Consider the following 25,489-nt stretch of genomic DNA (forward strand, 5'->3'; position numbering starts at 1 on the left):
CTCAGTCATTGGCCACCCATCCCTTGACCACCTGGGCCACGCGCTTGGAGTCGGTCTTTACGGCTTCACGCGCCATCCGCAGTCGTTCCTCATATGAATCCACCGGCAGGGCCAGGGCCTCCGGCCCGGCCAGGCTCGCCCGGTCGGCGCCCAGCGCCGGCAGCGGCATGCCATCGTCATCCACCAGCTGCACGTCCGCGGTGTGCGGCTCCAGTGCCTGCGGGTCGTCCTTCCTGTTCTGGCCGGTGATCGCGCGCAGCGCCGGGCGCAGTACGCCGAACAACAACGCCAGCACCACCACCGCGCCGAGCAGCATGCGGCCGGCATCGTGCACCCATGGCAGTTCCCACCAGGCCGGCCCTTCGACCGGCGTGGTGTCACGCACGAACGGGGCATTCATCACCGACACGGTGTCGCCACGCTCGGCGTTGAAGCCGACGGCCTGCTTCACCAGCGCCTCGACGCGGGTCAGTTCCGCGGCCGACAGCGGCTGCGGGCTGACCTTGCCGTTGGCACCGGCGCGCGGCACGTTGTCCACCAGTACCGCCACCGACACGCGCTTGATGCGGCCGGCCGGCTGGCGGGTGTGCTGCAGGGTGCGGTCCAGCTCGTAGTTGCGGGTGGCGTTCTTGCTGCTTTCGGTCGGGGCCTGCGCGGTGGCCGGCGTGGCCTGCTGGCCCGGCGGACTGTTGCTGGTGGCACCCGGCACGCCCTGCGGGCCCGGGGTGCTGGTGGTGTTCTCGCTCATCTGCTCGCTGCGCAGCTTCTGCGGTTCACCGTTGTAGAGCTCACGGGCTTCCTCGGTCACCGAGAAATCCATGTCCACGCTCACTTCCGGGTTGACCCGGCCGGGGCCGGTCATCGGTTCCAGCAGTTCGCGGATGCGCTGGTTGAACGAGGTTTCCTGGCGGCGCACCTGTTCGAACTGGGCAGCGTTGACCGCCGCCTCACTGTTCGGGTCGCTGACGCTGAGCATGCGCCCGCTCTGGTCAACCACGGTCACCCGTTCCGGGGCGAGATCCGGGATGCTGGCCGCGACCATGTGCACGATGGCGTCCACCTGGCTGCGTTCCAGCTGCTGGCCGCCACGCAGTTCCAGGGTCACCGAGGCGCTGGCCACGTCACGCTGGCGGGTGAAGGCGCTGGGCTTGGGAATGGCCAGGTGCACGCGCGAATCGCGCACCGGGCGCAGCGTGTTGATGGTGCGCGACAGCTCGGTTTCCAGCGCATGCTGGTAGCGCGCGCTTTCCACGAACTGGCTGACGCCGAAGCCCGGGTCGCGCTCCATCAGCTCGAAGCCGAGCTTGCCGCTGTCGGTCAAGCCGGAGCCGGCCAGCTTCAGGCGCGCGTCGTGCAGGTTCTTTTCCGGCACGGTGATGCCACCCGTGGCCGGGTCGAGTGCGAACGGAATCTGTGCGGCGCGCAGCAGGTCGGTCGCTTCAGCGGTCGCCTTCTGGTCCAGGCCGGTGTACAGCGGGACCATGCCCGGCTTCTGCGACCAGAAGAACACGGACAGGCCTGCCGCCACCGCCACCGCGATCATCGCCATCAGGCCCAGCCGACGGGTGATCTGCAGACTCTGCAGGCGGTCGAACCATTGCCCGGCCTTTTCGGCGTTCAGGCTGTCCTTGGAGAGCGTCAGTGCCATGCGTCTCTATTCCTTACAGCGGCATGTTCATCACGTCCTGGTAAGCCTGGACGAGACGGTTGCGGACTTCCACGGTGGCGCGGAAGGCGATCTGGGACTGCTGCGAGGCGACCATCACCTTGGCCAGGTCGGCGCTGGGGTCGCCCATTTCGAAGGCCTTGGCGAGGGCGCCGGACTTCTGTTGCGCATCGTTGACGCCGGCAATCGCACCACGCAGGGTTTCGGTGAAGCTGGCCGGCTGGGCCTGCGGTGCATCGAGCACCGTGCCCGGCAGCGCGTTGCTGCGCGGCGTTTCGCCCAGCGGGTTGAGCGCCGGCTGTCCCATCTGGGTCTGATAGGAGCGGATCTGCGAAAGGATCGAAGTGACGGAGTGGGACATCTGCAACGGTTCCAGAAACAGGGATGGGGTTGTCTGCTGGAGCCAGTGCAAGTGCCGTGCCGAAACCGGTTTTCGATTCAGTGAAGTGAGGGTGGGGGGTGTTTGGTGGCAGGGCTGCGCCCTGCACCCGCCGACGCGACGTCAACATCAACGTCAAAATCGGGCTATCCGTGGGGTGGCGGGGTGGGTCCGGTTGCGGGGACGCCGTGAATACGTCCCTGTAGGCTCGGCCGCGCCATCCATGGCGCTCACGCCCCCGCAACCGGACCCACCCCGCCTTCGACAGTTGGCCGCGATCTGTTGGAACCTGCTGCTGATGGTGCTTCTGATGGTGCTTCTGATGGTGGTGGGTGCCGACCGTTGGTCGGCACGGGGTCGGATCCCGTTGTAACGCAACCGGCTCTGACTCCGGTCGTGGCGCCATCTAACCGGCGTCGGTTTTCTGGCCTAGGGCTGCAGGGTCCATCGGCCGGAATTCTGGCGCTGGCGCGGGGCGATGGGGCCGTCGTGCCGGGTGTAGATGAAAGGGCCCTGGCGGTCTGTCTGGCAGGTCAGCACGAGGGTGTAGTGGGCGGGACCGGCTGGGTGGCTTTCAGTCATCTGGATTGGGCAGGGTGCAGCCGGTGGCGGCGGCAATGCCGGGGCAGAGCAGGGCGGCGAGCAGGGTGAGGCGATGCATGGTGGAGCCTCGTTGGGAGGTCTCACTCCATCCTCCGGAACGCGGCAACGTTGTCTGTAGGAACTTGTGCAAATGCGCGGCGTTGTCAGCGCGCGGCCACGGTCTCTATCCACACATGGCGTGGATCTACTGACGTCGTGCAGCGGCGCCAAAAACACCAACGCCTGGGCAAGCCCAGGCGTTCGTGCCCCCTTCATGCTGACAGCGCGCTTCAGCCGGCCAGTTCGGCCTGCTCGCGTTCGATACCATACTTGCGCAGCTTTTCCACCAGGGTGGTGCGGCGCAGGCCGAGCAGCTGGGCGGCGTGGGCGACCACGCCCTGGGTGCGTTCCAGTGCTTCGTTGATCAGGCCCAGTTCGATGTTGGCCATGTGGTTGCGCAGGTCCATGCCTTCGTCGGGCAGGGCGGCCGGTGCCGCCGGGCGATTGACGGCGATGCCGTGCTCCAGCGCCGGCTGGTTGCCGCTGCCGGGCGTGTGGAACGAGAAGCTGCGCAGGTCCAGTCGTTCTTCGTTGGCAACCGTAGCTGCCGGTGCCGGTGCAGCCACCGCTGCCAGTGCGGCATCGCCACGGTAGCGGGCCGGCAGGTCCTGCACGCGTACTGAACCGCCCGGATGCAGCACCGCCAGGCGCTCGACCAGGTTGGTCAGCTCGCGCACGTTGCCCGGCCATTCGTAGCTGGACAGCGCCTGCAGCGCTTCGGGAGTGAAGCGCACTTCGCCACGGCCGGTGCGGGCCAGCTGCGCGGCGATGGTTTCCACCAGCGCCGGCAGGTCCTCACGGCGCTCGCGCAACGCGGGCACTTCGATCGGGAACACGTTGAGGCGGTAGAACAGATCCTCGCGGAACTTGCCCTCGGCGATGCGGGTCTCCAGGTCGCGGTGGGTCGCGGCCACCACGCGCACGTTGCAGCGGATGGTCTGGTTGCCACCGACGCGCTCGAAGCTGCGTTCCTGCAGCACGCGCAGCAGCTTCACCTGCATCGGCAGGCTCATGTCGCCGATCTCGTCGAGCAGCAGGGTGCCGCCTTCGGCCATTTCGAAACGGCCCTTGCGCGCGGTCAGTGCGCCAGTGAAGGCACCCTTTTCGTGGCCGAACAGCTCGCTTTCCAGCAGGTCAGGCGGAATGGCGCCGCAATTGATCGCCACGAACGGGCCATCACGGCGCGGCGAACGCTGGTGGATCGCGCGCGACACCACTTCCTTGCCGGTGCCGGATTCGCCCAGCACCAGCACGGTGGTGTCGAACGCGGCCACCTGTTCGATCATGGTGCGCAGCGCGGTGACCGCCGGGCCGTTGCCGGTCGGTCCCTGCTCCTGCGCGGCACCGGCCTGGTGCTCGGCATCCAGGCGCTTGAGGCTGGCGCGGCGTAGCAGCGCTTCCATCTGCGCATGGCGCAGCGGGGTTTCCAGCGGCCAGATGTTGGCTTCGTGCAGGCCATGCTGCTGCGCGAACGCAGCGGCATCACCGTCGGCCAGCAGTACCGGCGGCGGCAGGCTGCTGCCGCCCAGCCAGTGATACAGCGCGGTGCTGGCGGGGCTGTCGTCCAGGCTGCCGACGATCACCGCCATCCAGTCGTTCTGGCGCTGTCGGCCCAGGTCGAAGTCGGCTGCGTCGGACACCCAGCGCGGGTTGAAGTCCATGAATTCCAGCAGGGCAACGGTGCGCTCCGCGCGCACGGCGTCGTTGTCCAGCACCAGGATGCGCGATTCGCTCACGACTGTTCCTCCCTGAGGCCTTCCAGGATCGGCATGACTTCCTGGATGTAGGACAGCTTGCTGACAAAGTTGTCGGCGCCGGCGCGCAGCGCGTGTTCGCGGTGCTCGGCGTCGTCGAAGTGGCTGGCGATCACGATGTACGGCGCATCGTCCTGCGACTTGATCAGGCGGGTGGCCTGCAGCCCCCCCATTTCCGGCATGGCCAGATCCATCAGCACCACCTGCGGGCGCAGCGTTTCCGAGCGCTCGATCGCTTCCAGGCCGTTGCCGGCGCTGCCGACGATCTGCAGCCAGTCGATCTTGCGGAAATGGCGCATCGCCGCGTTGATGAAGCCCTCGTGGTCATCGACCAGCAGGACCGTGAGCTTGTTCATGTCCAACATCCTTTTCAGCCCACCCGGGCCAGCTGGGGTTGCCTGGCGCTGAGCCGGCGCCGTTCCCGGGCCGGGGCGATATCCAGTTGTTCTCGGTATTTTGCGACGGTTCGGCGGGCAATGTTCACCCCCTGGCGCGACAGCAGGCCGGCAATGGCCTCGTCGGCCAGCGGGCGGCCGGCCGGTTCGGCGTCGATCAGGCGGCGGACCATGGCCTTCACCGCCTGGCCGGAGACGCTGGCGCCCTCCAGGCGCACGGCGAAGAAGTGCTTCAGCTCGAAGGTGCCGCGCGGGGTCTGCAGGAACTTGCCGGTGGTGATGCGCGAGACGGTGGACTCATGCATGCCGATTTCCTCGGCCACTTCCTTCAGGGTCAACGGCGCCATGGCCTCTTCGCCCCGCACCAGGAAGGCGGCCTGGCGCTCGACGATCACCCGCGCCGTACGCAGCAGGGTGTCGTAGCGCATCGACAGGCCACGGCTGAACCAGCGCGCCTCCTGCAGCATCTCGCGCAGCGCCGGGGCGGCGTCGCTGGTTTCGGCCAGCACCTGTTCGTACTGGCTGTTGATCGACACGCGGCGGCTGGTGGCCGGGTTCAGGGCGACCTTCCACTGCCCGTCGGCGTGCCAGGCGACGACGTCCGGCACCACCACCGCGTTGCGCTCGGGCAGCAGGCTGTCGCCGGGGCGCGGCTGCAGCGACAGGATCAGGCGCACCGCCTCGCGCACGTCGTCGATCTCGGCGTCGTGCTGGCGGGCGAGGGCGGGGTAGTCGTGGGCAGCCAGTGCGTCGAGCGCGCCGTCCAGGATGCGCGCAGCCAGATGGCGGGCCGGCACCACGCCGTGCAGGCTGCGCAGCTGCGCCTGCAGGCCTTCGCGCAGGTCCTGTGCGGCCATGCCTGCGGGCTCGCCGTGCAGCAGCTGCTGGCGGATGGTTTCCACGCCAGCGGCGGCGATGTCGAACTGGGCGCTGGCCAGCAGCTGCAGCTGTGCCAGCGGCGCCTGCAGGTAGCCGGCCTCATCGCAGTGGTCGAGCCAGAACGCGGCCACTGCCAGTTCGCGGTCATCCATGTCCAGCGACAGGCGCTGCAGCACGCGCAATTGCGGGTCGGTCGATTCGCCGGCGGCGATGCGCGCCATGCGATCGTCGTCGCCGTCCTGCCAGCTGGCGCCGGCCACGTCCCACATCGAAGACTCGGGCAACTCGTCGAACGCGGCGGTTTCCAGCGTGGTCGCGCTGGCCTCGGTGGCTTCGGCGGCAGGCGCTTCGGCCTCTTCGATTTCGAGCAGCGGGTTGGAGTCCAGCAGGCGCTGGATTTCCTGTTCCAGGTGCAGGCCGTCGAGTTGCAGCAGCCGGATCGACTGCAGCAACTGCGGGGTGAGGTGAAGTTGTTGGCCCAGCTGGGTCGAGAGTGCAGCCTTCATCGTGGTTCCCCGGCGCCGCTCCCCGGCGCCTTGTGGAACGCATCTTGCTTTTGATCCGGCGGGGGCGGAATCGGGGGGTTCCTGAGGGGCTTGGTGAATGTCCTGACAGGGTGTAGGGGTATTCCCTACATCGACGCGGATTGTTGACGATGATCGCTGCTAAGTAGCTGATTTCCGGTGCAAGGCCCGGATTGATCGGGCTGCGCCGTGTACGGATTCCTGTCGGGGAGTGTCAGGGCGACGGGAATTCGTCGCTGGGTGCGGGTTGGCTGCGTCGGCTGTCGATAGAGACGATCACCGGTAGAGTCGACTGTCAGTCGACTGCTCTCCGATCAGACCAAGGAAAGTCCCGCGCTCCGCGCGCAAGTCGACTGGCAGTCGACTCTACCAACAGCCCACTCTACCCAGCCATCGTTTCGCGCCGCCGAGGCTCGCGCTTACTCCAGCTCGTGCTGGTGGCGCGCGGCCAGCAGCAGCAGATCGTTGGCGCGGCGGCAGCCGAGCGATTCCATCATGCGTGCGCGGTGGGTCTCCACCGTCTTGACGCTGATGCCGAGGTCGGCGGCGATTTCCTTGTTGCTCTCACCCTTGCCGATGCGGCGCAGGATCTCGCGCTGGCGCGGCGACAGCGCGGCGATGCCGGTGGGCTTCTCGCGGCCCAGCATCGGTGCCAGCATCTTGGCGGAGATCTGCGGGCTCAGGAACACCTGGCCGGCGTGCGCGGCGCGCAGCGCCAGTTCCAACTCCTGCGGTGCTGCATCCTTGACCACGAACCCGACCGCGCCCCGATCCAGCGCATCGCGCACGTGAGCGGCATCGTCGTGCATGGTCATCATCACCACCCGGGTACCGGGCGCGCGCAGGCGGATGTCGCTGAGTGCTTCCAGGCCGGTGCGGCCCGGCAGCGAGAGGTCCATCAGCACCACATCCGGTGCGTGCTGCAGGGCCAGCTGCAGTGCCTGCTCGGCGTTGCTGGCCTCGGCAACAAGCTGCACGTCGGCAAACCCCTGCAGCAGCCGCGCCAGGCCGGCGCGGACGAGGGTGTGATCGTCGACGATGAGAACTCGCACAGGCACGCAACAGATCCGTGTAGGGGAGTCCACCTTAACTTAGCTGAACGGGCGCGCCAAGGCTTGCCCGCAAAGCGTGATGGTGGCAGGTTTCAGCGGGCGCGGCGCGCCTCGGCCACCTGGCGGCGGTGCAGGCGGAACAAGTGCCGCTCCATTGCCATCTCAAGGCCATCGCCAAGACGCTGGAAACGCAGCCACAGGTAGTGACCGCCGCCACCGTCCGCCGCTTCGGCGATCACTTCCACCGGCAGGTCGATATGGTCGGGCAGCCAATCGCTGGGCTGCAGGCGCACCACGCCGGCCTGGCCGGGGCTGGCGCCACTGCGTGGGCCCAGCTGCAGGCGGATGCCGCGGCGCGACCAGCGCACGGGGCGCAGGGTCAGTTCCTGGCCCTGCTGGCGTACCAGCCGGCCGAGCAGCACCATCGCCAGATCCAGCTTGGCCTCCAGCCGCTGCAACTGCAGGCTGGCCTCATTGCGGTCGTCATGTTCGTCAACGCGGCTGTCTTCAACCAGCGCCAGGCTGCGCAGCAGGCCTTCGGCGCTGCTGGTGCGACCGGCCGCGCTGCCTGCCTGGAACTCGGCCGGCAGGGCCAGCTCGCAGCTGAGCGTCTCGTCGAACAGCTCGCTTTCAGCCGGGTGGTGCAGTGACGTGGTCGGCAATTGGGTCATGCCAGCGATTCTGCCTGCAGGTAGGCATGCGCTGCGCGAAGGGAACGCTGACCGTCATTCATCAGTGCTGCCACCGCATCACGGCGCTGGCTCAGCAGGCCGAGCAGATTCTGCTGGCGTTCGAACAGTGCGCTGAGCGGCGCGTGGTCGGCCGTGGTCAGCGGCTGGCTGAGCAGGGCGTGCAGGGTGCTGTCGTGGCCATCGAGCAGGCTGTCAGCCTGGTCCAGGGCGTCTTCGCCCAGGGCCTTCTCGAAGGCATCCAGCTGGGCGTGCAGTTCGTGCAGGCTCATGGCGCCACCGCCGCCGGCCGGCGCTGCTCGTGCGGGATCGCGTTCCAGGCGCTGTCGATCTCGCCCAGCAACTGCAGCGATTCATCCAGCGCGGCACGGTCGTTGTGCAGGTTGGCCTCGGTCAGGCGCTGCAACACGTAGTCGTACAGTGCCGACAGATTGCCGGCGATCTCGCCGCCGGCTTCGTGATCCAGCGAGCCGTTGAGGTGGCCGACAATCGCGCAGACTTCGCCGATCGCCTTGCCCTTTCCGGCCTGGTCGCCACGCTCAAGACTGGCCTGGGCACGGCGTACGCGCTCCAGCGCGCCCGCCAGCAGCATCGCCACCAGCTTGTGCGGATCGGCGTCGGCAACCGCACTGGTCACTCCTACCTGGCGGTACTGCTCGGCATATTGACGGCTGGAACCGTACATTCGTGATTCTCCTTGCGCTGGGTGCCGTCGGGTGGTCGTGGGGACCGTGGCCGGCGGTGCGGCGTTGATTGCTGTTGCGTCCGTTATCGGTGCGAACCACGCCAAACTTGAGCGTTGCACGCCGTCCTTTAGCGGTTCAGCTGTGCCAGTTGCTGCTGCAGTGCGGTGTTGCTCTGCTGCAGCTTGCCCATCAGGCTGTCGAGCGCCAGGAACTGCTTCTTGTAGCGTTCCTCGACGTTCTTCATGCGCGTGTCGAGGTCCTTGCGGCGCTTGTCGATGTTGTCCAGCGTGGTGTTCAGGCCCTTGGTGCGGGCGACGAACGCCCCTTCCTTGCCGACGGTGGTGCTGACATAGCCGTCGACCATGGTGTACAGGGTGCCAGCACCGCCGGTGTCGCCGGTGATGGCCGAGCGGATCTTCTCAGGCTGGCTGGCCAGTGCGGCGGCAAACTTGGTGGTATCGAGAACGAGGCTGCCGTCGGCGTTGGGATAACCGCGGGTCTGCAGGCCCAGCACCTTCGGATCCAGGCCGTCGGCCGAGAGCTCCTTCAACACGCTCGACATCATCGAACGCAGCTGGCTGGAGGCGCCGCGCATCTGCGCGTCACCCGTCAGGGTGGCGGCTTCCTTGGTCTTGGCGTCGTATTTGGTCTCCGTGTTGATCGCCGCGATCGCCGCGTTGTAGGCGGTCACGAATTCCTGCATGACCTTGGTCGCGGCGGCCGTGTCGGTGCTGATCACCACGGTACTCTTGCCGGGAACCTTCAGGTTCAGGGTCAGGCCCGGTACCGCATCGGTCACCGTATTGCTGGCACTGACCACTTTGACGCCGTCGATGGTCAGTTCGGCGTCCGCAGCGGCCGTGTTTTCTTTCAGGCTGCCTACCAGTGCACCCAGCTTCGGGTCGCTGCCGGCATACTCCAGCTTGATCGCGTTGGCGGCACCGGTCTTTTCCTGGGCGATCGACAGATACTGGTTGTCGCCCGAGCTGATAAGCGTGGCCTGCACGCCTTCCTTGCGCCCGGCGGCATCGATCTTGTTGCGGATGGTGGTCAGCGTGTCGCCGTCCTCCACCGTCACGTTCATGGTCTTGGCCTTGTCGCCCACGCCAACGGTCAGCGTCAAGGTTCCGGCACCGAAGGTGTCGGTCTTGGGCACCGAGGTATCGGCGATCAGCTTGTGTGCCGTGGCGAGGGATTTCACCTCCACCTGGTGCGTGCCGTTGGAGGCCGCTGCCTTGGTCGTGCCCACGTCGTACAACGCGACCGACGCCGTCAGCACATCATCTGCATTGTTCGGACCGGCCTTGCCGGTGGCGGTGACGGTGCGGGTATCGAAGGCCGTCGTGGCCTTGAGGGCCGTCAGCGCGGTCTTCAGCTTGTCGAAGGCCGCCGTAACGGTGCCGATCGACGACAGCTGCATCTTGGCCTTGGACTGCTGCAGGTTCAGCGCATTGTCGGCGGGCTTGCGGTCAGCTGCGACCAGCTGGTTGACGATGCTGGAAATGTCCAGCCCTGAGCCAATGCCACCGTATCCAAAGTCTGCCACGTCGTTTCTCCTGGTATCCGGGCCTGGCCGTCGTGCGGCGGCCCGTCGTCAACGAAAATAGCGGCCTGCGCCGCTGGGTCTTGAGGACTTCGTTGATGCATGCGCCGTGCCAATGGTCTGGCGCAGGTTCTGGCACGCAGATTGCAGGAGGGTTGGGGCAGGGTGCGGGGACATTCACCGCAGGCTGTCGGGGGTCTGCAAAAAGCCCTCCCCCAATGCAGGGGAGGGATCAGGCTACTGACAATCGGGGGGAGACGAAGCCGCCCGGTACGTACAGTCAAAGGTACAGCGCTGAAAGAGAGGTCCGCAGGAGCGGGCGATGCCGAGCCGGTTCGGGAGGTTTCCCGGGCCGGGCATGGCCCGCGCCTTCGAGCACCATGGCTTCCAGGTTGCCGCTACCGTCGATTCACTTCGACGGTAGCGGCGCCTTCTTGCCGTGGATCAGCGCAGCAGGCTGAGCACGCCCTGCGGCACCTGGTTGGCCTGGGCCAGCATGGCCGTACCGGCCTGCTGCAGGATCTGGGTGCGGGTCAGCTCGGCGGTTTCCTTGGCGAAGTCGGTGTCCTTGATGCGGCTACGCGAGGCGGACATGTTCTCCGAGGAGGTCTGAAGATTAGCCACCACCGAGGTGAAGCGGTTCTGGATCGCACCGAGGTCGGCTCGGGTGCTGTTGATCGAACCCAGTGCGTTGTCGACGATCTGGAGGGCCTGCTGGGCTCCAGCGAAGGTGCTGATGTCCAGGTCACCCACGCGCTTCGGCGAGGATGCCGGAGTGCTGGCAGCATAGGTTGCGCCGGTTGCCATGTTTGCCGTGATTGCTGTGGTGCCTTCCTTCCAGGCATCCAGCACCACGTCACCTGCGCTGTCGACGGTTGCAGTTACACCATGATCGCCGGTCTTGGCATTGATCGATGCTGCCAGCGCATTGCCGACTGCCAGCTTGCCAGCGGCGGCAGCGTCGCCCGTGTTTGCATAGGCATCGGTGGAGCTCGCGGCGACGGTGACGTCGCCAATATCAGTGCCATTGATCTTCAGGCCGGCCATGCTGACCTCGTTGTAACCAAAGGTCGTGGCAGGTGCGGCTGCAGCAGTCGTAGCAACCGCTGCGACCGTGATCTTACCCGAAGCAAAATCGGTGGCGCCAAGCGCGGTAGAGCGCGCGTCGACAATCTTGTCGATCGCGATACCCTGGCCGGCGTTGGCACCAACCTGGAACAGCTGGCTGGTGAACGAGCCATCCAGCAACTTGGTGCCGTTGAACTCGGATTGCTTGGCAACGCGATCGATTTCGGCCTTCAACTGGGTGACTTCCGACTGCAGTGCCTTGCGATCGCTGGCAGAGTTGGTGGCGTTCGACGACTGCACGGCCAGTTCACGGATACGCTGCAGGTTGTTACCGATCTCGGTCAGTGAACCTTCGGCGACCTGGGCCAGCGAAATGCCGTCGTTGGCATTGCGGATCGCAACATCGGTGCCACGGATCTGGGTGCCGAAGCGCTCGGAGATTGCCAGGCCGGCGGCATCGTCCTTGGCGCTGTTGATGCGCGAACCCGACGACAGGCGCTGGATGGTGGTGGCAAGCGAGCTGCCACTGGTGCTCAGGTTGCGCTGAGCGTTCAACGACATCGTATTGGTATTGATGACTTGTGCCATGATCATTTTTCCTTTGGCTAAGTACTCAAGTGCCGGGATTGGAGGCCGGTGTTGCCACGCGGCCTCATATCATCGGTTTAGGATCAGCGCAGGAGGCTGAGCACGCCCTGCGGCACCTGGTTGGCCTGGGCCAGCATGGCCGTGCCGGCCTGCTGCAGGATCTGGGTGCGGGTCAGCTCGGCGGTTTCCTTGGCGAAGTCCGTATCCTTGATGCGGCTGCGCGAAGCCGACATGTTCTCCGAAGAGGTCTGCAGGTTCGCGACCACCGAAGTGAAGCGGTTCTGGATCGCACCGAGGTCGGCGCGAGTGCTGTTGATCGAACCCAGAGCATTATCGATGGTCGACAGCGCCTTCTGGGCACTGGCGAGGGTTGAAACGTCAACATCCGAGATGTGTTCGGTCGATGTCGTTCCGGCAGCGAATGTGACTGCGGTCGCACCGATCTTGACATCAATGTCGGCGGTCGCCATCGCGACGCCATCCTTGACCTGGGTCAGATTGATCTTGCCGGCAGTCTTGTCCATGACTGCCAGAACACCGGTTTCACCGATCTTGGCATTGATTGCGGTAATGATGGCTTGGTTCTGCTCATCTGCAGTCGCATCCTTCTTCAGTGCGACGGTATCAAGCTTGATGTCTTTCCCTCCCACCTTGATTGTGCCCGTGAGGTCACTATCAGCAGCCAGCGCGGCAGCTACAGGGGTAAGTGCGCCACCAGCGTAGCTGGAGGTTCCAAGCTTCGAGACGGTTGCGTCGATCACCTTGTCGATGGCAATGGATTGACCCGCATTGGCGCCGACCTGGAACAGCTGGCTGGTGAAGGAACCGTCCAGCAGCTTGGTGCCGTTGAACTCGGACTGCTTGGCGACGCGATCGATTTCCGACTTCAGCTGGGTTACTTCGGCCTGCAGAGCCTTGCGGTCGCTGGTCGAGTTGGTAGCGTTCGATGACTGCACAGCCAGTTCACGGATGCGCTGCAGGTTGTTGCCGATCTCGGTCAGCGAACCTTCGGCGACCTGGGCCAGCGAAATGCCGTCGTTGGCATTGCGGATGGCGACGTCGGTACCGCGGATCTGGGTGCCGAAGCGCTCGGAGATCGCCAGGCCAGCGGCGTCGTCCTTGGCGCTGTTGATGCGCGAACCGGAGGACAGGCGCTGGATGGTGGTGGCCAGCGAGCTGCCGCTGGTGCTCAGGTTACGCTGAGCATTCAACGACATCGTGTTGGTGTTGATGACTTGTGCCATGAGGAGAGGTCCTTGAGCGGTTGCACGAGAGTTGGGTTAGACGCCCCCGACGTGCCCCGGGGGCGGCTCATGTCAGCGCTGCAACAGGCTGAGCACGTTCTGCGGCACCTGGTTGGCCTGGGCCAGCATGGCCGTACCGGCCTGCTGCAGGATCTGGGTGCGGGTCAGTTCGGCGGTTTCCTTGGCGAAGTCGGTATCGCGGATACGGCTGCGCGAGGCGGACAGGTTCTCCGAGGAGGTCTGCAGGTTGGCAACCACCGAGGTGAAGCGGTTCTGGATCGCGCCGAGGTCGGCGCGCACGCTGTTGACCGATTCCAGGGCCTTGTCGACGATTTCCAGCGCCTGCTGGGCGCCGGCAACCGAGTCGATCTTGATGTCTGCGACATGCGCGGCAGTGGTGCCGGCGGCCGGATTGTTCAACTTGTCAGGGGTTGCGGTGTTGATGGTCACCTCTACGGCCGTCGTGGTGTTGTCGGCCTTCACCGAAGTGAGTGCAATCTCGCCTGCGGTAGTGGTGGTGGCAGCATGGAGGCCCGTCTCACCAATTTTCCCGTTCAGGGCAGCGGCGAGCGCCTTGGTTGCGTTCTGCTGATTGGCTGCACGAACTGCAGCGATCTCAGGTGCGGTAGCTGGCGCGCCAGGCGGGGTGGTGTAGTCGAACTTGACATCGCCAAGGCTTACGCCACCTACAGTGACGTTCGCGAGAGTGCCCTTCGCAGTGTCGACGCGCGCATCGGTCATGTTGATCGAGCCGGCATTGACGAAGGTGGTCGTGCCGAGCGATTCAGCCTTTGCATCCACCACGCTGTTGATCGCGATTGCCTGACCGGCATTGGCGCCGACCTGGAACAGCTGGCTGGTGAACGAGCCATCCAGCAGCTTGGTGCCGTTGAAGTCGCTCTGCTTGGCGACGCGGTCGATTTCGCTGACCAGCTGGGTCACTTCGGCCTGCAGGGCCTTGCGGTCGCTGCTGGAGTTGGTGGCGTTGGAGGCCTGCACGGCCAGTTCGCGGATGCGCTGCAGGTTGTTGCCGACTTCGCTCAGCGAGCCTTCGGCGACCTGGGCCAGCGAGATGCCGTCGTTGGCGTTGCGGATGGCCACGTCCAGGCCGCGGATCTGGGTGCTGAAGCGCTCCGAGATCGCCAGTCCGGCGGCGTCGTCCTTCGCGCTGTTGATGCGCAGGCCGGACGAGAGGCGCTGGATGGTGGTGGCCAGCGAGTTACCGCTGGTGCTCAGGTTGCGCTGAGCGTTGAGCGACATCGTATTGGTGTTGATTACCTGTGCCATGGGGTCGTCTCCTCTTATATGGAACCCGTTGGTGAATGAAACGAAGCGCCGCCTGTTTTTTTGTGTGGCTGTGTGCTTCGCTGTTGCCAAATGAATAACGGCGCTTTGTCAACAACCTTTAGCCGTGAATTCCGTTGAAGCCGTAATTCGTTGCCGGAGGCTGTTTTTCCGGGGTTTCCAGCCCCGAAGGGGCGTGAAGGCGCCCCCCGGAAGGGGCGGTTGGGCAGGCCCAACCAGCGCTGATGAAGGTATCGGCGGGGTGGGGCCGGGCTTGATGGGTAATCACGGAAAATCCGCCGAGCGCTGTCTGGAATGCTTCGCGGCGACGGGCCACGGAAACGAAAAAGGCCGCGATGCAAGCATCGCGGCCTTTCGGGGCTGAGGCGGGGGCGCTGTCAGCCGATCTTGTTGAACAGCGACATCGACTGCATCTGCGAGAAGATCGTCTGTGCCGCCTGCAGCGCGGTGCTCTGCAACTGGTACTGGCTCAGCGCATCGGCGTAGTCCAGGTCGCGCATCTGCGACAGCGTGGTTTTCAGCGTCACGCTGTTGGCTTCGCGCATGTCGGCGGCGTTGTCCAGTGCCTTCAGCTGCGCGCCACCGGCCGCGCGCGAATCGATCATCCGCTCCGACGCGCGCGCCACGTCACGCAATGCACTCTGCAGTTCGTTCTGCTGGGCGCTCATCTTCGCGGTGGTGCCGGTGTCGGCATCCAGTGCGGCGATCAGCTTGTCCATGGTGTCAAAGATGTCGCGGCTGCTCGCCGGCTTCACGTTGAAGCTGTCGCCTGCGGCAGGCGCACCGGTGATCTGCAGCCGCACGCCGTTCACTTCCACGTTGTCACCTGCCTTGAAGGTGCCGGTGCCGGTCACGTTGCCGGCGCCATCCAGCACCTCGTACTGGTCGGCAGCGGTGAAGCGGATGCTGAAGGACTGCCCGTTCCAGCTGTCGCTGCCATCGCGGGTGATGTTGGTCAGCACGCCGTTACCGGTGTTGCCCGCTGCGGCACCGCCATCGACGAAGCCATCGCCGGTGGGGATGCGCATGAAGATCTCGCTGCCGGGCAGGGCATCGCGCACGTAGGTATCGGGGCCGACCTCGATCTGGCGCTGGGTCTGGTCACCGCGGTAGACCACCTTGCCATTGATCCTGGCAAACGGCGGATCGCCGTCGTTGGTGCCGCCGAATACATAGCGACCCGTGCCGTCCTCGGCGTTGGCCAGCGACAGCAGGCCGTCGCGGATCTGATTCAGTTCGGTGATCAGCGTCTTCTTGTCGGACGCGCTCAGGGCGGGGTTGCTGGCCTGGATGGTCAGGTCGTTGACGCGCCCCATCAGATCATTGACCTGGGCCAGGGTGTTTTCCTGCACGCCCAGCCGGTTCTGCACGTTGCCGGCGTTGAGCTTCATCCGTTCCAGTGCGGCCAGGCTGCGGTCCAGTCCGACCGCTGCGCCGGCCCCGACCGGATCGTCCTTTGCGGAGACGATCTTGCTGCCAGTGGCGATCTGCTGCTCCAGGTGGCTGAGCTTGGCCTGCTTGGCCATCATCAGCGACACCGACTGGTTGTACATCATGCTGGTGGAGATGCGGCTGCTCATCGGCGGACGGCTCCCAGGATGGTCTGGAACATGCTGTCGGCGGTGGAGATCAGCTGCGAGGCGGCCTGGTAGGCCTGCTGCAGGCGCAGCATGTCGGCCGCTTCCTCGTCCAGGTTGACGCCGGACACTTCATCGCGCGCTTCCTGCGCCTTGTCGTTGATCACCAGTTGCGCTTCCAGCGAGTACTCGGCCGAACGGGCCGCAGCACCCACCTGGGTGGTGAGGCCACCCAGCGCGCCGTTCAGCGTCACCGTGCCGGCATTGAAGGCCTTGGCGCTCTCGACCTTGGCCAGCCTGGAGGCGTTGCTGTTGTCGGAGGAGCCGGCCGGCGTCGGGGTGATGTTGAAGGTGTCGCCGACCTTCGGCGCACCGTCCAGCACGAAGCTCCAGCCATTGGCGCTGATGGTCTGGCCGGGCGTGTAGGTCTGCGGCGGGCCACCATCGATGGTGTAGGTGGTGGCCGAGGTGAACACGATCGCGGCCGGATTGCGCAGGTTGGCGTTGCTCGAATCGGTCACGGTCACGCCACTCAGCTTGCCGGTGCCCGTGTTGGCCGTCGCGGCGGCGCCCTTGACCGCGGCAGCGGCTGCAATCCGGGACGGATCGGTGATGGCGATCTCCATGCTGCCGGCGACGCCTGCGGTGGGCTGCAGCAGGAATCGGTCGTTGGCAGCGGGGGTGCCGCCCACGACCAGCGTGACGCCGTTGATCACCAGCGGATCGGCGGCGGTGCCGGTGCCGGCCAGCGGAACGCTGGCGCCGGTGTCGGCCCGGCTGGCCTTCCAGTTGCTGCCATCGAACTGCAGCACCACGTTCTGCGCGTCCAGCTTGCCCAGGTCGCCATAGGTGGCGCTGAGGCTGGCGGTGCCGGTGTTGGCGTTGTTGGCGGTGACGCGCGGGTTGCCGATGTTGAAGAAGTCGCCCCCGAGCTGGCCATACATGTCCACGCCCTGGTGGTGGGCCTGGTTGAAGGTCTCGGCCAGGCCGACAGCCAACTTGCCCAGTTCGGCCTGGGCCGGGGTCAGCACGGTGTCGCGGAACTCCATCAGGCCGCCGATCTGGCCGCCTACTGCCTTCGGGTCGAGGCGGATGGTGTTGCCCTGCGTTTCCAGGGCCAGCTGCAGGCGCTCGGGCTGGTACGGGTCGGCCACGGTGGTGACCTTGGTCGCGGTGGTGCCCACCACGAGCGCGTTGCCGCCGGCGGTGTAGACATTCATGATGCCGCCGTCCTGGATCACCGCGGTGCCGCCGGTGTAGCCGATCAGCTGGGTGATCAGCTGGTCGCGCCGATCGAGCAGGTCGGGCGCGGCGGTGGCGATGTTGGTGCCGATCGCACCGTTGATCTGCGCGATCTCCTGCGCCAGGCGGTTGACCTCGGTGGCACCGGCCAGCAGGCCGTTGTTGACCTCGCTGTTGAGGTTGTTCAGGTGGGTGTTGAGCTGCACGAAGCGGTTGGCCAGGGCCTTGCCGCCATCGAGCATGTTCTGGCGATCGGCCGTGCCGGAGGCATTGGAGGACAGGCCACTGACCGAGTCGAAGAAGTTCGACCACACACCAGAGACATTCGTGGCCGCATCAGAGAACAGCGCGTTGACCCGGTCGGCCATGCCCGAAAGCTGTTTCAGGCGCGCCAGTTCACCGCTGCTGTCGAGCAGGCGCGAGATGGCCAGCTGGTCGGCGGTGCGGCGGATGTCGGTGATGCGGGTACCGTTGCCGACCGTGCCGTAGCCATAGTTCTGCGGATCGGCGGTGGCGAAGTTGACCTTCTGCCGGCTGTAGCCGGGCGTATTGAGGTTGGCCACGTTGTGGCTGGTGGTCGCCAACGCACGCTGGAAGGCGAGCAGGGCACCGGTACCGGTGGAAAGTACGCTGGACATGGGATTCCTCAACGACGGGTGATACCCAGCGCCGCGGTCGCGGTGCTGGCGAAGGTCTGGCCAAGGCGCGAGCCGGCGTCTGCCACGGCGGCGACGGCGCGCTCGATGGTCGGGCCGCCGGCGATCGCGGCGATCTTGGCCGCGTAGCGCGGATCGGTGGCATAGCCGGCGTGCTGCAGGCCACGGGCGAAGCCCTGCACGTCGGTGCCGGCCTGCAGGGCCTGCTGGTAGCGCGGGCTGGTCTTCAGCAGGCGCACGTAGTCGGCAAAGCTCTCGGCCGGCGAACTGTAGGCGCGGAAGCTGGCGGTCTCGTTGCGGCGCACGCCATCGACATATTCATGGGTGCCGGCTACGGCGCGCTGGCCGTTCCAGCCATTGGCCTTGATGCCGAACAGGTTGTGCGAAGTGCTGCCGTCGGCATGCTTGATGTGGCGCTTGCCCCAGCCGGTTTCCAGCGCCGCCTGGGCGACCAGGGCGCGGGCATCCACGCCCAGTTCCTTGGCCGCACGCTGCGCGTGCTGCCAGATGCTGGCGACGAAGCCTTCCGGGGTGTGCTCGCCGAGCTGGGCGACAGCGGTGCGGGTCGCCATCGCATCGGCCGGGCTGATCGCGGTGCCGCGGTTGCTGGCGGTGGCCGACCACTGGTCGCTGTTGGCGGCCCAGTCCTCGCCCTGCAGGCTGCCGATGTACGGATCGTCGGTGCCCAGCGAGCGGTGCATGCTGCTGCTCTCGCGCCCGGCGATCAGATCCAGGGCCTGCTCCATCGGCGCCACTGCCGCCTGCGCACCGTGCTGCGCACCGGCGGCCATCTGCTGCAGCAGGCGCACCGCCTGGCTGCCGTCTTCCAGTGGCAGCGACGGTGCCGGCCTGGCCGGTGCATTGAGCTGGTAAGCACGGCTGGCCTTGGCCGGATCCACGCGGGTATCCAGCGCCGGGCCATCGGCGGCCTGGCCGGACAGCTGCCGGCTGATCATGCTGGACAGTCCCAGGCCTTTGCCGCGGGTCATCGCCTCGGCAATCTTCTGGTCGTACATCTCGCGGAACATCTTGTTCTCGCCGGGAAACAGCGAGTCGCCGAAGCTGGCGTCACGCATGCTCTTGACCAGCATCTGCGCGAACTGGCCTTCCAGCTGGCGCGCCACCTTGTCGATCCTTGCCGGATCGTTCTGTTGCGCCGGGTGCAGGTCGAATGCGGGATTGATGCGCATGTCAGATCACCTCGAGCTCGGCACTCAATGCGCCGGCCTGCTTCAGGGCTTCCAGGATCGCGATCAGGTCGCCCGGTGCCGCACCTACGGCGTTCACCGCATGCACGATCTCGTCCAGGGTGGTGCCGCCGCTGAACTTGAACATGCGGCTGCCGTCGTTGGTGGCGGTGATGGTGGACTGCGGGCTGGCCACGGTGCGGCCGCCGGACAGGGCATTGGGCTGGCTGACGTTGGTGTTTTCCTGGATGGTCACGGTCAGCGAACCGTGCGAGATCGCCGCCGGTCCCACGCGCACCTGCTGGCCGATGACCACGGTGCCGGTGCGCGAATTGACCACCACCTTGGCCGGGGCGCTGCCCGGGGTCAGTTCCAGGTTCTCGATGCGCGCCAGCAGGCCGACGCGTGCGCCCGGGTCGGTCGGCGCGGTGACCGCGACGGTCACGCCATCGATCGCGCGAGCCGCACCTTCGCCGAAGGCGTTGTTGAGCGCGGCGACCATGCGCGAGACCGTGGTGAAATCGTTGTTGTGCAGGTTCAAGGTGATGTCGCCGCCGTTGGCCAGCGGATCGGGCAGGGCACGCTCCACGGTGGCGCCGTTGGGGATACGACCGACGCTGGGCACGTTCACCGAGACACGGGAACCATCCTTGCCCTGCGCACCGAAGCCACCCACGATCAGGTTGCCCTGGGCGATGGCGTAGATCTGCCCGTCGGCCCCGCGCAGCGGGGCCATCAGCAGCGAGCCGCCGCGCAGCGACACCGCGTTGCCGATCGAGGACACCGTGATGTCGATCGGCTGGCCGGGCTTGGCGAACGGCGGCAGCTCGGCATGGATCGCAACGGCGGCCACGTTCTTCAGCTGCGGGTTGACGTTCGGCGGCACGTTCACGCCCAGCTCGCCGAGCAGGTTCTTCAGGCTCTGCACGGTAAAGGGCGCCTGGCTGGTGCGGTCGCCGCTGCCATCCAGGCCGACCACCAGGCCGTAGCCCACCAGGGCATTGCCACGCACGCCGCCGACCTGGGCCAGGTCCTTGATGCGCTCGGCGCTGGCCGGGGCTGCCACGACCATCAGCATCAGCGCGACGAACGACGCCACGCGGCGCTGCCAGGAAGAAGAGGGGAGGAGTTTCATGGCCATACTCAGAACGGCGTCAGGCCGGAATTGAAGAAGCGGCTCAGCCAGCCCATCGCGTTGGACTGCGCGACCGGTCCGCGGCCGCCGTAGACGATGCGGGCCTCGGCTACGCGGCTGGAGGGAATGGTGTTGTCCTGGCTGATGTCGCCAGGGCGCACGATGCCCTGCACCTGCACCAGTTCATCGCCCTGGTTGAGCCGCAGGTTCTTCTGCCCCTGCACCACCAGGTTGCCGTTGGGCAGGCGCTGGATCACGGTGACCGTAACGCTGCCCTGCAGGCGGTTGCTCTGCGCGCTGTTGCCCTTGCCGGTGAAATCACGCTTGCCTTCCGCACTGGCGCCGAGGATGTCCTTGCCGCCCAGGGTGACCGGCGCGCCAAAGATGCTCGGGCTGCCCAGGCTCAGGTTGGACTCCTTGTTGGTGGCGGTGTTTGCACTGGTCTGCGCGGTGGTGCTTTCCAGCAGGGTGATGGTCAGCAGGTCGCCGACATCGCGTGCGCGGCGGTCTGAATACAGCTGCAGGGTCGGGCCGGCGGCATAGATCGCCCCGGCGGTGGGCGCGGCCTGCGGCGGCATGATCGGCTGGATCGGCGCCATCGCCGGGTAGGGGCGCACGTCGCCCGCGATCACGCAGCCACCGAGCAGGGCGGCCACGGTGCAGGCGAGGGCAGTGCGGGAAAAGTTGGAAATGGGCGACATGGCGGTTTCCCGGTTGGGCCGGTCAGATCTTGTTGTTGAGATAGCCGAGCATCGAGTCGGTGGTGGAGATCGCCTTGGCATTCATTTCGTAGGCGCGCTGGGTTTCGATCATCGACACCAGCTCTTCCACCACATTGACGTTGCTGCCTTCCAGCGCCCCCTGCACCACGGTGCCGAGGCCGTTCAGGCCGGGATTACCGTTCTGGGCCGGGCCCGAGGCCGTGGTTTCCAGGAACAGGTTCTCGCCGCGCGCCTGCAGGCCGGCCGGATTGACGAAGTCGGTCAGGGTCAGCGCACCGACTTCCACCGACGCGGCGTTGTCGGCCATCTTCACGCTGATGGTGCCGTCGCTGCCGATGGTGACCGACTGCGCGCCCTCGGGAATCTGGATGCCCGGTTGCACCGGGTAGCCGCTGTTGGTGACCAGCTCGCTGTCCTGGTTGATCTTGAACGAGCCATCACGGGTGTAGGCCGAGCTGCCGTCGGGCATCTGCACTTCGAAGAAGCCGCGGCCGTTGACCATCACATCCAGGGCGCGACCGGTCTGCTGCTGGCCACCCTGTTCGAAGTTCTTGGCGGTTGCTACCACGCGCACGCCGGTGCCCAGCTGCAGGCCGGTCGGCAGCTGCGTCTGCGCCGACGAAGAGCCGCCCGGCTGGCGCACCTGCTGGTACAGCAGGTCCTCGAAGCTGGCACGGTCCTGCTTGAAGCCGGTGGTGTTGGTGTTGGCGAGGTTGTTGGAAACCACCGACATGCGCATCTGCTGCGCATCCAGTCCGGTTTTCGCGATCCACAATGCCTGGTTCATCTTCGATGTCCTGTCTGGTGAAACCGGCCGCGTGGTGCGGCCCTTGTATGCGGGTGTGCAAGCGGTGTGCCAGCGCCGGCATCAGCCGGCGCCGGAATTCCGTCAACTGCCCAGGCGCAGCATGCTGTTGGCGCTGCGCGCGTTTTCGTCGCCGTGTTTGATCACCTGCACCTGCATTTCGTACTGGCGCTGCAGCTGGATCATCTGCACCAGTGCCCCGGCCGCATCGACATTGCTGCCTTCCAGCTGGCCGCTGTGCACTGCGGTGCCCTGTGCCGGTGCGAACGGCTGTTGCGGGTCGGTATTGCGGAACAGCCCATCCAGGCCGCGCTCGAGGCGCTCGTCCGGTGCCTGCACCACCTTGATCCGGCCGATCTGCGCCATGGTCTGCGGGCCTTCACCCTGCGGGATGATCGAGATCGTGCCGTCGGCACCGATCTCCATCGCCTGGTAGGGCGGAATGGCGATCGGGTTGTTGTTGTCATCCAGTACCGTGCGGCCGCCGGAGGTCACCAGCTGGCCATTGGGGGTGACCGACAAGGCCGCGCCGCGCGTATACGCCTCGCTGCCATCGCTGGCCTGCACCGCCAGCCAGGTGCCGCTCTGCAGCGCCAGGTCCAGCGGTTTGCCGGTGATGTGCTGCGCGCCGGGCGTGCGGTTGAAGCCAGCGTCGACGTGCAGCGCATCCACCCGCGAGGCAAAGCCGGGGCCGCGGATCGGGAAGGCTTCGGTGTTGGCCAGCGCTTCCTTGAAGCCGGGGGTGTCCGAGTTGGCGAGATTGTGGCTGAGCGTTCCCTGCGCCTGCAGGGAGGCGCGGGCACCGGTCATCGCCACGTAAAGGGCTTTATCCATGCGGGGAGTTCCGTGACAGGGTCAGCGGGTCATCAACGGATGTTGATGACCGTCTGGGTGATCTGGTCCTGGGTGGTGATCATCTGTGCGTTGGCCTGGAAGTTGCGCTGCGCGGTGATCATGTTGACCAGCTGCTCGGTGAGGTCGACGGTGGACGCTTCCAGCGAACCTGCCTGGATCTTGCCGAGGTTGGAGGTATCGGGCATGCCGGTGCGCGGCGTGCCCGACTCGAAGGTCTCCACCCACAGGTTGTTGCCCTTCGATTCCAGGCCCTGCGTGTTGTTGAAGGTCGTCAGCGCCACCTGGCCCAGCGGCTTGTCGTCGCCGTTGGAATAGCGGGCGTAGACCACGCCTGATTCGGACACGGTGATTTCATTGAGCTTGCCGGCGGCATAACCGTCCTGCTGGGTGTTGCGCAGCGCGAACTTCTCGCCGTACTGGGTCGAGCCGTTGATATCCAGCGTCATGTTCAGCTGGCCGGCGCCGGTGGTGGGGGTGAACGTGCCGAGGCCGACCTTGCCGTTGGCCGGGGCGGTCAGCTTGCCGCTGTTGTCGAAGGTGACCGCGGTCGGGGTGCCAGCGGGCTGGCCATCGACATAGTTGTGCACGGTCCATTCGTTGGGGTTGGCTCCCTTGACGAAGTACGAGACCTGGATGTGGCTCACGCCCAGCGAGTCGTACACGGTGATGCCGCCGCTGGAATGGTTGTAGCTGTTGGAATCGGCCGGGTCGAAGGTGGCCACCGTCGGCTGCTTGGCGTTGGCCGGCAGGGTGAAGCCGACCTTCACTTCGCTGGTCTGCTTCGGCGGGCTGTCGGTGGTCAGCAGCTGCAGGTCGACCAGGCGGCCGGCGTCGAAGTTGGTGCCATCGGCATTCGGTGCGAACACCTGCAGACGCGCACCCTGCGGATTGACCACGTAGCCGGCCGAATCGGTCTGGAAGTTGCCGGCACGCGAATACACCCGCGAACCGTTCATGTTCATGGTGAAGAAGCCCTCACCGGAAATGGCCATGTCCAGGCTGCGCCCGGTCTGCTCGTTGTGGCCCTGGATGAACTGCTGGGCGACGTTGGAGACGCGCACACCCGAGCCGGTCTGGTTCTTCGACAGGCCATAGCTGGTGGAGGCGAACAGATCGGCGAACTCGGCGCGCGACTGCTTGAAGCCGGTGGTGTTGACGTTGGCGACGTTGTTGGCGGTGACGCTCAGGTCGGTGTTGGCGGCATTGATGCCGGACAGCGAGACGTTGAAGCCCATGGGATGCTCCTGGTTGATGCGGGATGTGCGGCTCAGCTGACGCGGAGCACGTAGTCGATCGGGGCCGTGCCCAGGCCCTTGAGGTTCAGGTACAGGCCGTCGGAACCGACGGTCACGCTTTCCACCGGCGCCTGCACGTAGGTGGACAGCTTGGTGCTCTTGCCGGCGGTATCGACATGGTTGGCGACGATGGAGTACTTGCCCGGCTCCATGCGTTTGCCGTTGGCGTCCTTGCCGTCCCACTGGAAGGCGGTTTCGCCGGCGGCAGTGGCTTCCACGCTCAGCGAGGTGACCTTGGCGCCGTTGGCATCGGTGATGTCCACGGTGATGATGCCGGCCGACGGCGCGGCCACCGTGCCTTCGACGCTGCCCTCCTTCTCCAGTACCAGCTTTTCCGACGGCACGAGCACCTGGTGGCCGACCAGTGCCGCGCCACGCAGCACCTGGTCGCTGGCCATCGATTCCTGGAAGCCCTTCACCGTCTTGTTCAGATCGGTGATGCCCTGCACGGTGGACATCTGCGCCATCTGCGCGACCATCTGGGTGTTGTCCATCGGCTTCAGCGGGTCCTGGTGCTGCAGCTGCTCGGTCATCAGGCGCAGGAAATCGGCCTGGTCCAGCGTGTTCTTCTTCTTGGTGGCGTTGCTGTTCGGGGCGTTCAGACCAAGTGCGGTATAGACGTCCTGGTTGGTCTGGTTGTTGACGGCGGTGGTCATGGCGGTATCCGGTACTGCGGGCCTCAGCGGCCCATGGTCAGGGTGGCCAGGGCCAGTTCCTTGGCGGTGGTCAGCATCTCCACGCCGGCCTGGTAGTTGCGCGAGGTCGAGATCAGGTTGACCATCTGCGCCACCGGGTCGACGTCGGGCTGGTAGATGTAGCCATCGGCGTCTGCCAGCGGGTGGCCCGGCTCGTAGCGCTTGATCGGCGCCGCATCGCTCTGGGTGATCTCCTTCACCTTCACCGAGGTGATGTTCGGATCGTTCTTGCTGGTGACAGCCTGGAAGATCGGTTCCAGCGGCTTGTACACGGCGTCGGCGGAACCGGCGACGGTGTCGGCGTTGGAGAGGTTGGAGGCGATGGTGCTCATGCGCACCGACTGCGCCTGCAGCGCGGAACCGGCGATATCGAAGATCGGCAGGTTGCTCATGGCTTATTGCCCCGTGATCGCGGTCAGCATGGAACGCACCTTGCTCTCGACGAAGCTGAGCGAGGCGCGGTACTCAAGAGCGGCGCGGCCATAGGCGGCACGCTCGGCATCGGGATCGACGGTGTTGCCGTCCAGGCTGGGCTGCACGCCTTCACGCGCGATCTGGAACGGGTTCAGGCCGCTACTGATTTCGTAGTGCTGCTCATGGGTGGTGGCCATCAGGCCATTGGCATCCTGCCCCTGGGCATGGCGCAGGGCGGCGTCGAAGTCCAGGTCCTGGGCCTTGTAGCCGGGCGTATCGGCATTGCCGAGGTTGCTGGCGATCAGCTTCATCCGCTGTTCGCGCAACGGCATGGCCTGGGCATGGACGCCCAGGTAGTCGGTAATCAGGTTGCGCACGGTGCACTCCCACGGGAACGTTGCCCGGGAAGCTGCAAGGGATGTGCCAAAAGGGGGAGGGTAGTGCCGGGCGCTGGCCGGCTCCCCGATGGATCTGCGGTTGCCGGCCAGCGGC

24 protein-coding genes are annotated in these 25,489 nt (G+C 66.0%); all 24 read right to left on the reverse strand.

Features of this window, described 5'->3' with window-relative positions; all coding sequences use genetic code 11:
* Nucleotide 1 precedes the first annotated feature (1 nt).
* The 24 genes from fliF to flgB all read right to left on the reverse strand — a co-directional run bounded on the left by fliF (nucleotide 2) and on the right by flgB (nucleotide 25,374).
* Nucleotides 2-1,648: a flagellar basal-body MS-ring/collar protein FliF gene (fliF, locus tag VG543_RS19275; protein ID WP_021203865.1), complete on the reverse strand. Its 1,647-nt coding sequence runs from the start codon at nucleotides 1,646-1,648 to the stop codon at nucleotides 2-4.
* A 13-nt stretch (nucleotides 1,649-1,661) separates the two neighbouring features.
* On the reverse strand, nucleotides 1,662-2,027 hold the full coding sequence (gene fliE / locus VG543_RS19280; RefSeq protein WP_005409552.1) for a flagellar hook-basal body complex protein FliE: 366 nt from the start codon (nucleotides 2,025-2,027) through the stop codon (nucleotides 1,662-1,664).
* An 890-nt stretch (nucleotides 2,028-2,917) separates the two neighbouring features.
* Nucleotides 2,918-4,423 carry a sigma-54 dependent transcriptional regulator gene (locus tag VG543_RS19285; RefSeq protein WP_088610805.1) on the reverse strand — a complete coding sequence of 502 codons (1,506 nt, stop codon included), beginning with the start codon at nucleotides 4,421-4,423 and terminating at the stop codon, nucleotides 2,918-2,920.
* A complete protein-coding gene (locus VG543_RS19290; RefSeq protein WP_005409556.1) occupies nucleotides 4,420-4,797 on the reverse strand; it encodes a response regulator in 378 nt (125 codons plus the stop codon). Before VG543_RS19290 ends, VG543_RS19285 begins: the two co-directional genes overlap by 4 nt.
* Nucleotides 4,798-4,811: 14 nt before the next feature.
* Complete coding sequence (gene rpoN / locus VG543_RS19295) at nucleotides 4,812-6,221, reverse strand: RNA polymerase factor sigma-54 (RefSeq protein WP_111098335.1); 1,410 nt, start codon at nucleotides 6,219-6,221, stop codon at nucleotides 4,812-4,814.
* 437 nt (nucleotides 6,222-6,658) lie between these two features.
* Nucleotides 6,659-7,291, reverse strand: coding sequence for a response regulator (locus VG543_RS19300; protein ID WP_005413261.1), 633 nt, complete (start codon nucleotides 7,289-7,291; stop codon nucleotides 6,659-6,661).
* Between the two features lie 92 nt (nucleotides 7,292-7,383).
* Nucleotides 7,384-7,962, reverse strand: coding sequence for a PilZ domain-containing protein (locus VG543_RS19305; protein ID WP_019659609.1), 579 nt, complete (start codon nucleotides 7,960-7,962; stop codon nucleotides 7,384-7,386).
* The gene (locus tag VG543_RS19310; RefSeq protein WP_423178538.1) at nucleotides 7,959-8,252 is read right to left on the reverse strand and encodes a hypothetical protein; all 294 of its coding nucleotides are present in this window, start codon (nucleotides 8,250-8,252) and stop codon (nucleotides 7,959-7,961) included. Before VG543_RS19310 ends, VG543_RS19305 begins: the two co-directional genes overlap by 4 nt.
* Nucleotides 8,249-8,665 (reverse strand): flagellar export chaperone FliS, encoded by a 417-nt coding sequence (fliS, locus tag VG543_RS19315; protein WP_019336597.1) that lies wholly within the window; start codon nucleotides 8,663-8,665, stop codon nucleotides 8,249-8,251. The genes VG543_RS19310 and fliS overlap by 4 nt, the downstream gene beginning before the upstream one ends.
* A 128-nt stretch (nucleotides 8,666-8,793) precedes the next feature.
* Nucleotides 8,794-10,212 (reverse strand): flagellar filament capping protein FliD, encoded by a 1,419-nt coding sequence (fliD, locus tag VG543_RS19320; RefSeq protein WP_111104208.1) that lies wholly within the window; start codon nucleotides 10,210-10,212, stop codon nucleotides 8,794-8,796.
* 441 nt (nucleotides 10,213-10,653) lie between these two features.
* Nucleotides 10,654-11,865 carry a flagellin gene (locus VG543_RS19325; protein WP_423178539.1) on the reverse strand — a complete coding sequence of 404 codons (1,212 nt, stop codon included), beginning with the start codon at nucleotides 11,863-11,865 and terminating at the stop codon, nucleotides 10,654-10,656.
* A gap of 83 nt (nucleotides 11,866-11,948) precedes the next feature.
* Nucleotides 11,949-13,109: a flagellin gene (locus VG543_RS19330; protein WP_423178540.1), complete on the reverse strand. Its 1,161-nt coding sequence runs from the start codon at nucleotides 13,107-13,109 to the stop codon at nucleotides 11,949-11,951.
* A 72-nt stretch (nucleotides 13,110-13,181) separates the two neighbouring features.
* On the reverse strand, nucleotides 13,182-14,396 hold the full coding sequence (locus VG543_RS19335; RefSeq protein ID WP_423178541.1) for a flagellin: 1,215 nt from the start codon (nucleotides 14,394-14,396) through the stop codon (nucleotides 13,182-13,184).
* Between the two features lie 395 nt (nucleotides 14,397-14,791).
* The gene (gene flgL / locus VG543_RS19340) at nucleotides 14,792-15,994 is read right to left on the reverse strand and encodes a flagellar hook-associated protein FlgL (RefSeq protein ID WP_111098331.1); all 1,203 of its coding nucleotides are present in this window, start codon (nucleotides 15,992-15,994) and stop codon (nucleotides 14,792-14,794) included.
* Nucleotides 15,991-17,871, reverse strand: a complete 1,881-nt coding sequence (flgK, locus tag VG543_RS19345; protein ID WP_021201758.1) for a flagellar hook-associated protein FlgK — start codon at nucleotides 17,869-17,871, stop codon at nucleotides 15,991-15,993. The genes flgL and flgK overlap by 4 nt, the downstream gene beginning before the upstream one ends.
* A gap of 8 nt (nucleotides 17,872-17,879) precedes the next feature.
* A complete protein-coding gene (flgJ, locus tag VG543_RS19350) occupies nucleotides 17,880-19,079 on the reverse strand; it encodes a flagellar assembly peptidoglycan hydrolase FlgJ (protein WP_329847788.1) in 1,200 nt (399 codons plus the stop codon).
* Between the two features lies 1 nt (nucleotide 19,080).
* Nucleotides 19,081-20,217: a flagellar basal body P-ring protein FlgI gene (locus VG543_RS19355; protein ID WP_019659617.1), complete on the reverse strand. Its 1,137-nt coding sequence runs from the start codon at nucleotides 20,215-20,217 to the stop codon at nucleotides 19,081-19,083.
* 2 nt (nucleotides 20,218-20,219) lie between these two features.
* Nucleotides 20,220-20,912, reverse strand: a complete 693-nt coding sequence (gene flgH / locus VG543_RS19360) for a flagellar basal body L-ring protein FlgH (RefSeq protein ID WP_423178542.1) — start codon at nucleotides 20,910-20,912, stop codon at nucleotides 20,220-20,222.
* A 22-nt stretch (nucleotides 20,913-20,934) separates the two neighbouring features.
* Nucleotides 20,935-21,720, reverse strand: coding sequence for a flagellar basal-body rod protein FlgG (gene flgG, locus VG543_RS19365; protein WP_005416457.1), 786 nt, complete (start codon nucleotides 21,718-21,720; stop codon nucleotides 20,935-20,937).
* Nucleotides 21,721-21,822: 102 nt separating this feature from the next.
* Nucleotides 21,823-22,572: a flagellar basal body rod protein FlgF gene (locus VG543_RS19370; RefSeq protein ID WP_019659619.1), complete on the reverse strand. Its 750-nt coding sequence runs from the start codon at nucleotides 22,570-22,572 to the stop codon at nucleotides 21,823-21,825.
* Nucleotides 22,573-22,604: 32 nt separating this feature from the next.
* Nucleotides 22,605-23,828 carry a flagellar hook protein FlgE gene (gene flgE, locus VG543_RS19375; RefSeq protein ID WP_019659620.1) on the reverse strand — a complete coding sequence of 408 codons (1,224 nt, stop codon included), beginning with the start codon at nucleotides 23,826-23,828 and terminating at the stop codon, nucleotides 22,605-22,607.
* Nucleotides 23,829-23,860: 32 nt separating this feature from the next.
* On the reverse strand, nucleotides 23,861-24,544 hold the full coding sequence (locus VG543_RS19380; RefSeq protein ID WP_019659621.1) for a flagellar hook capping FlgD N-terminal domain-containing protein: 684 nt from the start codon (nucleotides 24,542-24,544) through the stop codon (nucleotides 23,861-23,863).
* Between the two features lie 23 nt (nucleotides 24,545-24,567).
* Nucleotides 24,568-24,975 carry a flagellar basal body rod protein FlgC gene (gene flgC, locus VG543_RS19385; RefSeq protein ID WP_033835497.1) on the reverse strand — a complete coding sequence of 136 codons (408 nt, stop codon included), beginning with the start codon at nucleotides 24,973-24,975 and terminating at the stop codon, nucleotides 24,568-24,570.
* Between the two features lie 3 nt (nucleotides 24,976-24,978).
* A complete protein-coding gene (gene flgB, locus VG543_RS19390) occupies nucleotides 24,979-25,374 on the reverse strand; it encodes a flagellar basal body rod protein FlgB (RefSeq protein WP_005409576.1) in 396 nt (131 codons plus the stop codon).
* Nucleotides 25,375-25,489: the final 115 nt, after the last annotated feature.

Origin of the sequence: Stenotrophomonas sp. CASM101, from assembly GCF_049384845.1 — a bacterium.
GTDB lineage: Bacteria > Pseudomonadota > Gammaproteobacteria > Xanthomonadales > Xanthomonadaceae > Stenotrophomonas > Stenotrophomonas hibiscicola.

Coding starts and splice junctions, on each gene's coding strand:
- fliF (WP_021203865.1), bottom strand. CDS start 1,648: ATGGCACTGACGCTCTCCAAGGACAGCCTGAACGCCGAAAAGGCCGGG.
- fliE (WP_005409552.1), bottom strand. CDS start 2,027: ATGTCCCACTCCGTCACTTCGATCCTTTCGCAGATCCGCTCCTATCAG.
- VG543_RS19290 (WP_005409556.1), bottom strand. CDS start 4,797: ATGAACAAGCTCACGGTCCTGCTGGTCGATGACCACGAGGGCTTCATC.
- rpoN (WP_111098335.1), bottom strand. CDS start 6,221: ATGAAGGCTGCACTCTCGACCCAGCTGGGCCAACAACTTCACCTCACC.
- VG543_RS19305 (WP_019659609.1), bottom strand. CDS start 7,962: ATGACCCAATTGCCGACCACGTCACTGCACCACCCGGCTGAAAGCGAG.
- VG543_RS19310 (WP_423178538.1), bottom strand. CDS start 8,252: ATGAGCCTGCACGAACTGCACGCCCAGCTGGATGCCTTCGAGAAGGCC.
- fliS (WP_019336597.1), bottom strand. CDS start 8,665: ATGTACGGTTCCAGCCGTCAATATGCCGAGCAGTACCGCCAGGTAGGA.
- VG543_RS19325 (WP_423178539.1), bottom strand. CDS start 11,865: ATGGCACAAGTCATCAATACCAATACGATGTCGTTGAACGCTCAGCGC.
- VG543_RS19330 (WP_423178540.1), bottom strand. CDS start 13,109: ATGGCACAAGTCATCAACACCAACACGATGTCGTTGAATGCTCAGCGT.
- VG543_RS19335 (WP_423178541.1), bottom strand. CDS start 14,396: ATGGCACAGGTAATCAACACCAATACGATGTCGCTCAACGCTCAGCGC.
- flgL (WP_111098331.1), bottom strand. CDS start 15,994: ATGAGCAGCCGCATCTCCACCAGCATGATGTACAACCAGTCGGTGTCG.
- flgK (WP_021201758.1), bottom strand. CDS start 17,871: ATGTCCAGCGTACTTTCCACCGGTACCGGTGCCCTGCTCGCCTTCCAG.
- flgJ (WP_329847788.1), bottom strand. CDS start 19,079: ATGCGCATCAATCCCGCATTCGACCTGCACCCGGCGCAACAGAACGAT.
- VG543_RS19355 (WP_019659617.1), bottom strand. CDS start 20,217: ATGGCCATGAAACTCCTCCCCTCTTCTTCCTGGCAGCGCCGCGTGGCG.
- flgH (WP_423178542.1), bottom strand. CDS start 20,912: ATGTCGCCCATTTCCAACTTTTCCCGCACTGCCCTCGCCTGCACCGTG.
- flgG (WP_005416457.1), bottom strand. CDS start 21,720: ATGAACCAGGCATTGTGGATCGCGAAAACCGGACTGGATGCGCAGCAG.
- VG543_RS19370 (WP_019659619.1), bottom strand. CDS start 22,572: ATGGATAAAGCCCTTTACGTGGCGATGACCGGTGCCCGCGCCTCCCTG.
- flgE (WP_019659620.1), bottom strand. CDS start 23,828: ATGGGCTTCAACGTCTCGCTGTCCGGCATCAATGCCGCCAACACCGAC.
- VG543_RS19380 (WP_019659621.1), bottom strand. CDS start 24,544: ATGACCACCGCCGTCAACAACCAGACCAACCAGGACGTCTATACCGCA.
- flgC (WP_033835497.1), bottom strand. CDS start 24,975: ATGAGCAACCTGCCGATCTTCGATATCGCCGGTTCCGCGCTGCAGGCG.